This window comes from Enterococcus sp. (genome assembly GCF_032555305.1).
GTDB lineage: Bacteria > Bacillota > Bacilli > Lactobacillales > Enterococcaceae > Enterococcus_A.
This window is the reverse complement of record NZ_JAWGOQ010000001.1, coordinates 284403-298417: the sequence shown is the minus strand read 5'-3', so window position 1 is coordinate 298417 and position 14015 is coordinate 284403. Positions and strand designations below refer to the sequence as shown.

The following is a 14015-nucleotide window of genomic DNA, read 5'->3' as shown; positions in this document are numbered from 1 at the left end:
GTATTTATTATACTTAAAGTATAAGCTTTGTTTTTTATTACTTTTGGTTAAAAGGTGTAGTTAGTATATAGCCAAGTGTTGCTGCGATGCTTAACTTGCTGGTAAGTAGAGCAAATATCAAAAAGAGGGATGAATAATGGATAAGAATGGATCTCATGGCCAGAGAATCGAAGAAAAACTGAAGCGCGCATTTAACCACTCGGTTGTATTGATAGAAGCTGCACCTGGATATTGCAAAAGTGAGCAGGTCTATAAAGCGTTAAAGCACGCTCCGAACAACTACGCATGGATGCGTTTACGAAGAATGGATAATTATTTGAATTTTAATTGGAAGCAACTGATGAATGCTCTCAGTACCATTTTTCCTAATCAATCGAGAAGATTTGGTGAGCTGGAGGTTGCCACAACATTTGGGCAAATTGCTGAATTAATAGAACTAATCGAACGTGCTACGTTAAATAGTGAGCGAAAAGTATTGGTGATTGATGATTATAGCATTATTCAAGATAAGCAGATCCAGTTCATTTACGAAAATCTAGTTGAAAGTAATTTTACTAAATTGTGTATCGTGATTATTAGTTCTCAAAAAAGTAAGATACAAAAAATCTGTTCAAGGAGTCACTCGGACTTATTTTATATCGACAAAGAAGTTTTGCGATTTACGAGGTCAGAAACACAAGAGCTGTTTGAAAGCAATCGCATCTACTTATCATCGGAGCAGCTAACAGGTTTAACAAGAAAATGGCAGGGTTGGCCCTTGCCGTTGATAGAGTTAACCCAAAAATGCAAAAATGCTGATGAGGTTATGGGATATTCCTACGATAAAATCCATCAACTGTTCTATTCTCAATTTTTTTCAGAGTTTACTGTCGAACAACAGAAAACTTTAATCCAATTATCCGCATTAGAGGAAGTTCCGTCAGAGCTTTTTGGCTTTCTTATTGATCCACTGGAGGAAGAGAATCAATTTTTAGAAAAGCTCCCTTTCCTCTTCTATGATTATAAAAAAGATGTTTATTCTTTCCAAGAAGCCTATGGTGAGTTTTTAAAAGAGCGTTATTCCGTTTTAAGTGAGACCGAAAAACAGAGCTTCTATTCAATTGCCGCAGAAGTATTTTTGAAACGTGGGGAACTTGAAAAATCACTCTCCTTGTTTTTTTGTAACCATCAATACGAGCAGGTCGTTAATCTAATCTGGAAATTGATTACTACGTTTATGAATTATTCACAGGCAGAATTTCTCTATGATTATTCTCAACGGATACCTAAGGAGTATTTAGATAGAAATGTGTATGCGAAGCTGCAGCAGTCTTGTCTACTCTTTTTTATGGGAGAAATTAGGAAGGCAGAAGGGATTATTAGTGAGAGTATTAAAAAGCTAGAAGCAGAAAAAAACTCGGATAAAAATGCACTAGGCAACGCCTATTATTTCCTATCCCAAATAAATCGAATGAATGCAGATGAAAGCTTTCTGGAGCACACTCGACTAGCTAGTGTATACCTTTCTGAAGGAAGCTACTATTGGGAGACCTCTATCCCGATTATGCTAAAAGCATCATGGGTTCGTTTTCCTAGTTATGACGAGAACGCCTCGGATCAATTGGAATACTCAAAAAAGATTTATAAAGAACTGAATCAGTATTATACTAAAATATTTAGTGGAGTAGATATTCATGCCGATAAGTTCTGTGAAGCAGAAATTGCTTACTATCAGCATGATTTAAAAACTGCTCGCATGCATCTGGTCGAGCTATATTATACTTTGGCCAATGAAAAAGCCTATGAAGCCAAACTTTTGTTTTTCTACTATATGATGCGGATTGAATTGTTAGAAGGAAATATTTTAGCTGCAGAAAATCTATTAAAGTCTGCGACTGAGTTCATTAACGAAAATAAGCTCCACCAATACAATGGGTTCCAGGCGCGATTAGTGAGTTGGCTCGCTCTCTATCTTCATAAACCAAATGATGTGCCTGACATAGTGGTAAGGAACCATGAAGAAAAAGATGCGCCGCTTTGGGAACTGGCAATAAATGGATTTCATCAGGCGAAGTATTTGATTCAAATGCAACAATTTGAAGAGGCACTCGCTTTGCTGAACTACCTTGAAAAATACTATTCTCCCTATAAGGGATTGTGGATGAATTCAATGAAAGTTTTTATTTATCGCTCGATCGCATATTTAAAGCTAAATAAACATGAATCAGCGATCAACGATCTAAAAAAAGCATACGACATGTCCTATGGAAACAAAATAATCAATCCGTTTGTAGAATGGGAAAAAGAAATGCGCCATCTGATTCAAGTGGTAAGAAAAAAGGCACCAAAAGAGTTTGATCAAGAATGGTGTGATGTGATTTACACAAAATCCACCACCTTAGCCAAAAAAATATCGAAAATTTGCAAGCAGCGAGTTTCAGATGAAGGAATTTCTAAATTGACTCCCCGCAGACTTGAAATTCTTCGAGATATCGCCCAGGGACTCACCGCAGAAGAAATTGCTAAAGAAAGAGGTATCACGGTTCATACAGTTCATAGTCATGTGAAAAATATTTATAGTGATTTAGGAGCAATCAATCGTGCGGATGCGATTCGAATTGCCACAGAGAAAAAACTCATTTAAAAAAGATTTTATATACCACTATGTAATGAAACATCTTAAACTGTTCTTTTATGCCGAAAGCTTGAACTCATCTCGAAAAAATGAAAAAACCTCGAATGATCGTCATTTTCTGATCATTCGAGGTTTTTTATAGATTTAAATCAACTAAGACTTTATTAAAGGAGATTTCGCGATCCGCCATTTTTTGGATTGTTTTTGGCAGTTCATCCAACGAGATGGTATGGGTAAGAAATTCATTGGATCGCAGCGGTTCTTTTAGCTCTGAGAAAACTGAGCTTGATATAATTTTTTGTAAAACCCATCTTTTTGTAGCAGATCTTGGTGATTGCCGACTTCAAGGATGTGTCCGTGATCTAAAACGAGGATTTGATCGGCGTTTTGGATCGTTGATAGGCGATGGGCAATTACGAAACTAGTATGATTGGCCATCATGGCTAGAAAGGCACTTTGGATTTTTTGTTCGGTCAAGGTGTCGACGGAACTCGTTGCTTCATCAAGAATCAGCATCGATGGTTGACTGATCATGGTACGGGCGATCGTCAAGAGTTGCCGTTGCCCGTCTGAAAGCTTGATGCCAGCTTCACCGACGATGGTATCTAGTTTGTCCGGCAAACGCATTACAAAATCATACATATAGGCATCTTTTAATGCAGCATAGATTTCTTCATCGGTGGCTGATTTACGACCATAGCGCAGATTGGCGCGCAAACTGCTGTCCATTAACCATGTTTCTTGCAGTACCATGCCGAATTGCTGCCGGAGACTATCACGAGTCAAATGGCGAATATCTGTGCCATCAATCGTGATCTTACCTTTATCGACTTCATAGAAGCGCATCAAAAGATTGACCAAGGTTGATTTTCCGGCACCGGTTTTTCCGACAATGGCGATGGTTTCACCTGGTTCAACGGTTAAATTAAAGTCCTCGATTAACGGCTGGTCTTTTTGATAAGCAAAGTCTACATGATCGAAAACAACTTTTCCTTTCGCATCCGATAACGTAATCGCATCCGGATCATCGGCTTGCTCAACGGGTTCCTTCAGTAATTCAAAGGACCGATCAAGACCAGCGATAGCCGTTTGAATCTGAATCGTAATCCCAGATAATTCAATAAAAGGCTTCGTAAATTGACTGGAATAGATTGTAAAACTGGAAATGATCCCAATCGTTACTCCGCTGTCAGTTTTCAGTGCTAATAATCCACCTACGAGTCCAACCATTAAATATGCTAGATGGTCTACAAAACGTGAAGAGGGATTGGTCAAAGATGACGCGAATTGCGCCTTTTGTCCTCGAACATAGAGCTCTTGATTCAAGGTTTCGAAGTTCGTTTGGTTTTGATTTTCACGTTGGAAGGCTTTGACGATTTTTTGATTGCCCACCATTTCCGTAATGAACCCCGAGATTGAACCGACTAATTGCTGCTGATTCGTGAAGTATTGCTGCGAAGTACGAGCCACGATATAGGTGATCAAAAAGATGATCGGTGTTGCTACCAGTACGACCAATGTCAGCATCGGACTGAGATACAGCATAAAGACTAATGCGACTAAGACGACGGTCATGCCGGAGAATACTTGATTGAAGACCGCAGAGATCGCGGTAGAGATATTGTCCATGTCATTCGTAAAGCGGCTGACGATATCGCCTTTTGAGCTTTGATCGTAATAGCTTAATGGCAGCTTATTCAAATGGGTAAACGTTTCTTCCCGTAGCTTAGCGACTGAGTCAAAAGCGACGGTATTTCCCAAACGCTGAATAAAGTATTGACTGACGACCGTTACTAAGAAGATTCCAATAAACAATTGAAGAATCTGGAAGAGCCGGGTAAAATCAACGGCTCCTTGATTGACCATCTGATCGACAGCGACACCAATATAGTAGGTCATTAGTACGGAAGTAATTCCGCTGGCGATTCCCAGAATGATCGCCGCAATCAATTCCTTCGGATAGGCTGCTAAATAAGGGATGAACAATTTTAACGAGCGGAAAAAATTTTTCTTCTTAATCATTGAGCAGCACCGCCTTCCGCTTGAGATTTAACCAGCTCTTGATAGAGTTCAGATTCTTGAAGTAACGCTTCATGTTTTCCCTGCGCTGCGATTTTTCCATTGTCCATTAATAGAATTGTTTCAGCGTCTTGGATCGAACGCAGACGTTGCGAAATAATAATCACACCACAATCGAGATCGCGCTTCAACGCTTGGCGTAAATCTAAGTCAGTTTGATAATCCAAGGCGGATAGAGAATCATCTAGGATCAGTAATTTTGGTTTACGGATCAATGCCCGGGCAATCGTCAAACGTTGACGCTGTCCGCCAGAGAAGTTCTTCCCATTTTCCAAGATTGCTGTGTCCAAGCCCTTCGGCAAGGTTTCAACAAACTCACTGGCTTGGGCAGTCGCTAATGCTTCCCAGCATTCTTCATCTGTTGCGTCGGATTTGCCCCATTGTAGATTTTCACGGATCGTTCCGCTGAATAAGACTGCTGTTTGTGGAACGATTGCGATTTCTGAACGTAAGCTTTCCAGTGTCCAATCTTTAACATTGCTTCCGGCAAAGCTGACGGTTCCTTCTGTAGCGTCGTAAAAACGCGGGATCAAGCTGATCAGGGTTGATTTTCCGCTACCCGTTGCACCAGTGATTCCAAGAACCTTATTTTCCGTCAAAGTAAAGGAAACATCCTGTAAGGCAAGTCCTGACTTTTCCGTATAACGAAAATTGACGTGATTAAAATCAATTAAAGAGGCTTGTTCATCAGCTTCATTAATCGTGCCATCATCGGCTAAAGTAGTGTCAGTGGCAAAGACTTCATTGATCCGATTGGCGGAAGCTGCTGCGCGGGTGAAGAGCACGACTAGGTTGGAAACGACGATTAACGCTAAGAGCATTTGGTTCATATAGTTGATCAAAGCCAAGACTTGACCTTGTTCTAAATGCCCGATATTAACTTTGAAGCCGCCGAAATAAAGTAGGGCAACAACGCCGGCATTCATGATTAAGGTCGTACTAGGGGAGAGTAGCGCAGAAATATTCGCTACTCGTTGATTTAAGCGAGAAATTTCTTCAGTTTCTTCATTGAAGTGCGCCGTTTCTGTTTTCGTTCGAGCAAAGGCGCGAATCACGCGGACACCGCTCAAGTTCTGAGTAACCAATTGATTCAACTGATCGAGTTTTTGTTGGATCTTTTTGTACAAGGGCACCGAATAATGAATGATCAAAAAAAGAATCAAACAAAATAGCGGCAGCAAGATCAAGAAAATAAGCCCCATTTGCCAATCAATGTAAAAGGCCATGATGACCGACCCGATACTCAAGAAAGGCGCGCGAACGACCAGACGAATCAGCATCGCCAAGGCACCCTGCATTTGATTGATGTCATTGGTCATGCGGGTGATCAGCGTGTCTGTGCCGAAGCGATTCAACTCATTGTGGGAAAAGCTGTTAATTTTTTCCATCAAGCGATTGCGCAAAACAGTGCCGAACCCTTGAGAAGCAATCGATGCGTAGTACTGACATATTAAGGCACAAAGTAGTCCAACGATCGATAGTCCCAACATAGCGACCGCCATTTCAATTACTTTTCCCTGATCGTGACGGGCGATACCTTCATCCACCAAGCGAGCCATGAACAACGGCAGGGTCAGTTCGAAGACAGCTTCTAAAAATTTGAAAAAAGGTCCAAGGATGATCTGTTTCCGATAATCTTTGGCATAACGTAAAAGCTGAAACATATAAGTTCCTCCAATATATAAAGTAAATAATCAACAGAATGGGGTCGCTTCTATTGTAACTTACTTGTCAAACAAGTCCGAAACATATACTCGAAATTTGTTCCTGAACATAAAAAAGTGACAGAAGAGTTTTCTGCCACTCTTGGATTATTCTGTTTCATCCTGTTCACCTTGGATAGAAAGCTCGCTAATGGTTTCTTGAATGAAGTGTCTGCTCTGATCAGTAAGGAAGGGGTCGATCACGACGACCGGATAGTCTTTCGGCAGCCCTTCTGAGGAGCCTGTGGTAATCAAACAGTCGTAGTTTTTTAGTTCTTCTTTCAGATTTGGAATACCGCCGGATAATTGTTCAAAATGAGTGATCGTAAAGTTGCCATAAACACTTTCGAAAATTTGCTTTGCTAAAAAGGTTTCTTCTGTTGGCGACAGATCAGACAATAATAAGACCTTTAGTAATTGGTCTTGGCTGGCTAACCATTCTAAGCTATATACTTCGGTAGTGATCAATAAGTACACATAGTTTTGAACATAATCAGCTTCTTGAAACATTTTATATTTATCGACGAAACATTCAACCAGTTTCCGGACCTTTTGTACCCCGCGGGCATAAACCTTGGAAGCATGTTCAACGAATACAGTGCGATTGCGCCACAGTACCCCAAGATATTTTCCTTGTGGATTACACAGATAATAATCATTGGTTAAAACCGTAGCTAAATCAGTTTTGTTTAAATTAGTCATTGGATTTCCTAATATTTTATCGAATTCTTCTGCTAATTCATAATGCTGCATAAACAATCTTCGATACTTTGGATTGTCAGTCATTGCTAAATCTCGATGTTCAATGCTGAATACAATCGCATCTGAAAAGGTCAGCCAGAGTGTATCCCGCAGCATCTTCGGTGTCAACTCCAGATCCACTCCTTCTCTGACTGCTTGTTTCAGCCTCTTATAGGAAAGCTCCATCGGCAGAATAATACCATCAGTTCTCAGCTCATCTTCAGGATAATGATGTCCGCTTTTTATCCGCCAAAAACTAATATACATATTGTAGATCAAACGTTTTTTAAAAACGTATTTTTCATGGATGTTGTTTACTTTTACAAAGTCTTGGACATATTGTTCTAGAATGTAATAGTGATTTGATGGCAGTTTAGGGAGCGTGCTCTCGAACGTACTTTGCCTTTCGCTGTAAAAGCGATAGTAAAAGTTACGAATCTCTCCTTCATCTCCTTCGATTCTTAACGGACGATAACATAGAGCCATCCCTGCTTCAGTCAACGTTTCCTCAATCTTTTTCAGATAACGCTGCGTGTTAGAGGAACTGATATACAATTTTTTTGACAAGGCAGTAATATTATCACATTCTTCATATAAGAGCTCTTCGATGATTTGAAATTCAGGGCACAGCCTTAAAAAATCACCATACACATTACCTAAACTTAATGACTTATCTACAACGATTCGATAAATACCTTTGACTTTTACAACTTGAAATGTTGGTTTTTCTGAATTGATAATTTCAATATCGTTCAATAAAATGGGCAGTGAACAATTAAGTTTGGCGATTAGTTGGTCACTGGACAACCCCTCCCGCTGATAATACAAAAGCTCCAATAGTAACAAGCGCCTGATGTTGCTGGTTCCTAGAATTGTTCGAAAATCCATCGTCATTCCCCCCTCAACAGAATGATTTCATCTAAGAATAGTTGGCTTTATGAATACCTTTCTTTTGTAAAGCACTATCCCATTCGTTAAAATAATTAATCTATAATCTTTGTTTAGCTAAAATGCGTTATGTTCTTACTAAAGACAAGAATATAGTAACGATAATCATGTGAATAAAACGTTTTCTTTATAAAAATGATAAAGCGAGAAAGCGTCAAAAACAAGGATTAATTGCGAATATTCTAAAAAAATAATGTTTTTTTCATTTAATTCGCAGCTGCTAGAGCTAGCGCTTTTTATACGTTTTTTGTTGTCAATTGTCATTCCATTCATATTGAATTCGGAGCAAATCCCCACACCATCTTTCCAACGATCAATGTTTCCTATATATTTGGCTATTCAGAAACGGGATCTGTTGCTAGAGCCTTTAAAAATTGGATCGGTAAAAAGATTAATGAAGTGAAGAATCGCTGATTGATTAGATGATTATGTTGAAACTGGCATTTTAACGCTATCCATGGAATAATTAAGCCAAGCTTTTTTTCGTATCTAGCTTAGCGAACCAGATTTATCGGTAATAAGTGAAAAAGCTGAGTGAGTTCGCGAAGTCTTTGTAATAGTGGGGGGAGAAAATGGAAAAAGTATTTACAGTTGTCGTGCTATTATTTTTTTGTTATTCATTTATCGGCTGGTTGTGGGAGACCGTTTATTGTTCGATCAAAGCCAAACATTTCGTGTATCGGGGATTCCTATTAGGACCGATCACGCCGATTTATGGTTTTGGTGTCGTTGGGGTTCTCTTTTTGATTGAACCTTACCAGCAGAATATCGTCCTGTTGTTTATTTTGGCGCTGCTGCTAGTGACTGCGCTGGAATACTTGACCAGCTTTCTGTTGGAAAAGATCTTTCATCTGACCTTGTGGGATTATAAAGACGTACCGCTGAATATCAACGGGCGGGTCGCTGTGCCAGTATCGATTTTTTGGGGCATCGCCTGCGTATTCATCGTGCGTGTCTTGAACCCGTACTTAATGAATCATGTTCTCAGCTGGCAGCAGCGGTTTGGGATGTTTTTACCGCTGATTTTACTAATGGTCACGAGCTTTGACCTTGGATTTACTTTAGCGAACTTAGCGTCACTGCGTCAGGCGATGAACAAGATGAGTGCTACGATCCAAGAGAAGAAAGAACAATTGCAGACCGATCTTGGGGAATTGAAGGTCGCTGCTGAAGAACGTCGTCAAAGTTGGATGACTGAAATCAAGGAGCAGCCTGAATGGCGCAAACAGTTGCCGAAGCTGAATTTCCAAGAACGCCGGTTCTTAAACAGTTTTCCAAATATGAAATCCAAAGAAATAAAAAGTCCATTAGCAGAGATACGTCAGTTATCGAAAGAACTGCGGAAAAAATGATATTACAAAAATATGACAAAAATTACTGCTTTTAAAGCTTGGTGAGACTATCTTTTTTAAGGATTATCGAGAAAATAAAACAAATGTTACTAAAACATCCTTCATTTTGTAATGAAATGTAATCTTACTGAAACAATAAGCCCGCTTTTTTCTTATATAATAGCGAAGGGTAAAGAGAAAGGTGGACTTTTAAGTGAGAAAGCAAACGTTTGGGTTCGTTGCCACACTATTGTTGGGTGCTAACGTACTTTTACCAGTCTTTGCACATGCAGAGTCACTGAATGAACTAAATAAAAAAGAATCAGCGATCGCTCGTCAAAGCGATAAGATCAGCGGAGAGCTGCAGATCGCACTGAATGATGTTAATGAGAAATATCAAGAAGTGAACGTCATCCGTACAAAGATCAGCGAAAATGAAGCTACCTTGGAAAAGACCAAGGCTGAGATTACCGCAACAGAACAAAAGATCGAGCAACGTAAAGAAGCGATTGCTGAACGGATGAAAGCTGCACAGGTCAGCGGATCTACCGATCGTTCGATAAATGCGTTACTAGAGGCAAAAGATTTAGGTGAATTTTTAAATCGTGCTTTTGCGATGTCTGTCATCCAAAATGCCGAGAAAACAAAAGTTGCTAGTCTAGGCGAAGCAAAAGACAAGTTAACTGAGCTAAAAGCAACACAAGAAAAAACACAAGCCCAATTAAAACAAGATAGTCAAAATTTGGAAGCTGAAAGCACGAAGCTAGATGAAAAGATGGCCAACTTAAAACAAGAGTTAGCCGATAACAAGACCAGCTTAGAAAAAATCAGCCAAGATAAAGAAGTAGAGAAGGCCCGCCAAGCTGCTGCTAAGGCACAAGCGGAAAAAGCCGAAAAAGAAGCGAAGGCAGCTGAGGCTGCTAAAGCGATGGAAGCAGAAAAAGCTTCACAAGCTGCAGCAGCACAAGCCCAGGAGAAAGCCAAGGCTGAAGCCGAAGCGTCTTCACAGGCAGCATCACAAGCTTCTGCACAGTCATCAAAACCTTCATCATCGAGTTCAAGTTCACAGCAACAATCAACAACAACTAGTGAACCAGCAAAAACAGAACCAGCGCAGCCAGCACCAAGTACACCGACGACAACTGGTCGTACGATGCAAATGGAATCAACTGGGTATTCATGTGCGGAATCAGTTAACACATTCTTTACAGCGATGGGAATCGACTTACGTCAAAACCCACAAGTTGTAGCTGTTGACCCAAGTGTCATTCCATTAGGTTCAATGGTGGAAGTATCTGGCTACGGCATTGCGATCGCTGGTGATACCGGTGGTGCCATCAAAGGCAATATCGTGGATGTTCATTTCCCAACGGTTGAACAATGTATCCAATGGGGGCGTCGTACAGTTACCGTTACAGTCATTAGTTAAGAAATTTAAGAACCGTTTGAAGTCTTTCGATTTCAAACGGTTTTTTCTGTTTATATTTTAACTCCAATTATCCTGAGACATACTATCTAAATTTTCCTCGCCCTGTTCCACAGATAAATTATTTGCCTTTTTACTTTTCTTCAGGAGCATCACGAAAATCAACGTCACTGATTCTGCGACTAACAATGGAATCCAAATCATTTTGACACCAAACAATGCCGGCAAAGCAAAAATTAACAGACAGTTGAGCATGAGCCCGCGACTGCAGAATATCCAGAAGGCCTGCATCGATTTCCTGATAGAAAGAAAATAGGTGATATAGATAATATTGATTGCCGCAGGAATATAGGCGAGTCCGTACCATTTCAGTGCGGTATACGCTAGCGGGATCAGTGAATGATCTGTAATAAATAGCTTTAACGCAAAAGGTCCGATCAAAACGTAGATACTATAGAGCACCGCTGAAAGCACCAAATTGATCAACAGACCAGCCCCCGGAAGAAGTAATGGACTTTATGCTGTTCTCTACGTCCAAAGCTCGTACCGATCAATGGCTGTAGACCCTGTGAGATTCCGAAAAAGATACCCAGCATGATAACCATCACATAAGTTACACCAGCAAAGGCGGTTAAGCCCGATTCCCCCAAATAACGCAGGATTACTAGGTTATAGCAAAAGATTGTCATCGGCTGACTGATCTGGATGACGAATTCTGGCAAGCCGCAGACAATCACTTCGCGACATTGCTTGAAGCTTACAGAGAAACGCTCGATCCGCAGGATACCTTTTTTACGTAGAAAATGGATCGCCAGAACTAGACAAGAAAGTAATTGACCTAAGCCAGAAGCGATCGCTGCTCCTTTGATCCCCATCTGTAATGGAAAGATAAATAACCAATCCAAGAAAATATTACTGAAAGCTCCAACGATCATTCCCCAAAAAGCCAGTCCGGGGCTGCCATCATTTCTAACAAAGGCGTTGCCTAAGATCGTTGCGGTGAAAAGATCGAGAACAGACTGTACCATTTGATATAAGTAACTGTTTATTCAAGTAGCAGATCTGTCGCACCAAACAAACGAGCGATTTGTGTAGGCGCGAAAAAACCAATCGCAGTGATCAGTAATCCTGAGATAATTACCAACAGTGTACTTGTCAGAAAGACCTGATTCGCTTTTTTCTTATCCTCTTTGCCCTTACAGATCGCCATGGCAATCGCACCGCCGATTGCCAGCATCGAGTCTAACCCCGTCATGATCTGCGTGAAGGGCATCGCCAAACTTACCGATGCTAAGGCACTGGGTCCGCCCCCCTGCCCAACGAACATCCCGTCCACCATGTTGTAGGTAAAAGACACCACCATCGCACTGACCGTTGGCACTACATAACGTAAAATCTGTTTATTGTTTTCCTTGCTCACCTGCATAGTTCATTTTCTCCTCCATGGATGGTGACTCGAATTAGTACCCAGTATAAACTGTATAACAATTATACAGTCAAGAGGAGTTGGGTTATTTTTGGAAGAGAATGGCTTAAAATTAGTGAATTCTCCAAGCTTTCAGGTATTTCGAGGAAGCTGTTGATCTTTTATGATAATCACGGGCTGCTTCATCCAGAGAGGATTGATGAATCGAACGGTTATCGCTATTATTCGTATCGGCAAATTGATACTGCCAGTGTAATCGTTTCTTTGCGGGAAGCTGGGATGTCCTTGTCTGATATCAAGGATTATTTGAATAAGAAGTCACCGGAGCTGCTTATTGATTTATTAGGAGAGCAGGCGGGGATGCTGAACCGGCAGATTCGAAAGCTTCATCAAATCCAGGAAATGATTCAGTTTCGCATCCAGCAGACACAAAAGGGCTTAAAGAGTGAAATACCCTCGATCTGGATTGAGCAACAAGCCGCAGAAAACATCTTCCTTGGTCCAACCTTGCCGGATGACTATGATTTTACGGATGGCTGGACGCATTTACCAGCTTTTTACGCTAAATGCCAGGAGCAGGATATTCAGCTGGGCTATACGGTCGGGACGATGATCTCAAAAACGAATCTGCTGAAAAACGTTGGGATAAGCCAAGCCATGATTATTATCGTTTCTCACGAGAAAAATATCCGTTGTATCAACTAAAGCCTGCTGGAAAGTATGTTTTCGGCACGATGTACGCAGACTATGGTGAGACAGATTCACTTTATCAAGAACTGCTCCGATATATAGCTGAGAATGGGCTGGGGATAGCTGGGAACGCTTATGAAGAATACTTGATCGATGAGATCACGGAGAAAAACAGCGGGAGTTATCTGCTGCAGGTAGCCATTCGGATCATCAATTAGATGATGCGGATATCGTTAATTGTGATACATTAAATCGGAAAAACGATAGTGATAATAATAAAAATAAATACATTGTAATGCACAATCATCTTTTACTTTATTGTAGAAATTATTGAGTAGCCTATTCAGTAAAACGCTAAACCTGTTATAAAACTTCCTATATTAAGATATAAATATAGCCTGTATGACCTATAATTAATCTGCTTTTGCATACATACCTTATTTGTATTAAGTATCATTTAGAGTTATAAAAAGATATTTTATCAGTTGCTCAAATGTCAATTTTTGATACTTTAAGAATGTAAACATTTCACAGCAATAAGAAAATGCTGTATCGTAATATGTATAGAATAACACGTGTTACTTTAATGAAAAGACAGAAAAAGAAAGGTTGTATGTAAAATGATTAAATTGTATAGCTCAGCAAGTTGCACCTCATGTAGAAAGGCGAAAGCATGGTTGAAAGAGAACGGATTGGATTTTGAAGAAAGAAACATTATGTCTGATCCATTAACAAAAGATGAAATCAAAGAAATCCTGATGATGACTGAAACAGGAACGGATGAAATTATCTCCACGCGTTCTAAGGTTTATGAAAAATTAGATATTGATTTTGATGATTTGACATTGAATCAATTAGTCGACATTATTGAAGAACATCCAAGCTTATTAAGACGTCCGCTTGTCTTTGATGAAACAAAATTCCAAGTCGGCTACAACGAAGATGAGATTCATCAATTTATTCCGCGGGAAGTCCGTCGTGTGACTTCTAAGAAAATGTCAACAATACTACTATATATGGATTTTCAAAAAGAAAGTCTTGTTTAAAGACATTATAT

The 14015-nt window shown here is 40.0% G+C and carries 12 protein-coding genes; 6 read left to right on the top strand and 6 right to left on the bottom strand.

The features are described from left to right. Positions 1 to 136: 136 nt before the first annotated feature. Positions 137 to 2623: a helix-turn-helix transcriptional regulator gene (locus E6139_RS01405; RefSeq protein ID WP_316401250.1), complete on the top strand. Its 2487-nt coding sequence runs from the start codon at positions 137 to 139 to the stop codon at positions 2621 to 2623. A 255-nt stretch (positions 2624 to 2878) separates the two neighbouring features. Here the strand turns inward: E6139_RS01405 and E6139_RS01400 are convergent, their stop codons facing one another. From E6139_RS01400 to E6139_RS01390, 3 genes are all read right to left on the bottom strand, one after another. Continuing rightward, positions 2879 to 4636 (bottom strand): ABC transporter ATP-binding protein, encoded by a 1758-nt coding sequence (locus tag E6139_RS01400; protein WP_316401249.1) that lies wholly within the window; start codon positions 4634 to 4636, stop codon positions 2879 to 2881. Continuing rightward, on the bottom strand, positions 4633 to 6357 hold the full coding sequence (locus E6139_RS01395; protein WP_316401248.1) for an ABC transporter ATP-binding protein: 1725 nt from the start codon (positions 6355 to 6357) through the stop codon (positions 4633 to 4635). Before E6139_RS01395 ends, E6139_RS01400 begins: the two co-directional genes overlap by 4 nt. A 147-nt stretch (positions 6358 to 6504) precedes the next feature. Then, on the bottom strand, positions 6505 to 8025 hold the full coding sequence (locus E6139_RS01390; protein WP_316401247.1) for a helix-turn-helix domain-containing protein: 1521 nt from the start codon (positions 8023 to 8025) through the stop codon (positions 6505 to 6507). A gap of 632 nt (positions 8026 to 8657) precedes the next feature. On the opposite strand from E6139_RS01390, the gene E6139_RS01385 reads away from it, so the two are divergent. After that, complete coding sequence (locus E6139_RS01385) at positions 8658 to 9437, top strand: putative ABC transporter permease (protein ID WP_316401246.1); 780 nt, start codon at positions 8658 to 8660, stop codon at positions 9435 to 9437. 193 nt (positions 9438 to 9630) lie between these two features. Beyond that, positions 9631 to 10845, top strand: coding sequence for a 3D domain-containing protein (locus tag E6139_RS01380; RefSeq protein ID WP_316401245.1), 1215 nt, complete (start codon positions 9631 to 9633; stop codon positions 10843 to 10845). 57 nt (positions 10846 to 10902) lie between these two features. Here the strand turns inward: E6139_RS01380 and E6139_RS01375 are convergent, their stop codons facing one another. Genes E6139_RS01375 through E6139_RS01365 form a run of 3 tightly spaced genes read right to left on the bottom strand, consistent with a single transcriptional unit; the run spans position 10903 to position 12268 of the window. Further along, positions 10903 to 11328, bottom strand: a complete 426-nt coding sequence (locus tag E6139_RS01375; protein WP_316401244.1) for a hypothetical protein — start codon at positions 11326 to 11328, stop codon at positions 10903 to 10905. Continuing rightward, on the bottom strand, positions 11325 to 11870 hold the full coding sequence (locus E6139_RS01370; RefSeq protein WP_316401243.1) for a polysaccharide biosynthesis C-terminal domain-containing protein: 546 nt from the start codon (positions 11868 to 11870) through the stop codon (positions 11325 to 11327). The genes E6139_RS01375 and E6139_RS01370 overlap by 4 nt, the downstream gene beginning before the upstream one ends. Before the next feature lie 17 nt (positions 11871 to 11887). Continuing rightward, a complete protein-coding gene (locus E6139_RS01365; RefSeq protein ID WP_316401242.1) occupies positions 11888 to 12268 on the bottom strand; it encodes an MATE family efflux transporter in 381 nt (126 codons plus the stop codon). Positions 12269 to 12289: 21 nt separating this feature from the next. Between E6139_RS01365 and E6139_RS01360 the strand changes: the two genes are divergently transcribed. From E6139_RS01360 to spx, 3 genes are all read left to right on the top strand, one after another. Then, positions 12290 to 12973, top strand: coding sequence for a MerR family transcriptional regulator (locus E6139_RS01360; RefSeq protein ID WP_316401241.1), 684 nt, complete (start codon positions 12290 to 12292; stop codon positions 12971 to 12973). Continuing rightward, positions 12961 to 13176, top strand: coding sequence for a hypothetical protein (locus tag E6139_RS01355; RefSeq protein ID WP_316401240.1), 216 nt, complete (start codon positions 12961 to 12963; stop codon positions 13174 to 13176). Before E6139_RS01360 ends, E6139_RS01355 begins: the two co-directional genes overlap by 13 nt. Before the next feature lie 402 nt (positions 13177 to 13578). After that, on the top strand, positions 13579 to 14004 hold the full coding sequence (gene spx, locus E6139_RS01350; protein WP_316401239.1) for a transcriptional regulator Spx: 426 nt from the start codon (positions 13579 to 13581) through the stop codon (positions 14002 to 14004). Positions 14005 to 14015: the final 11 nt, after the last annotated feature.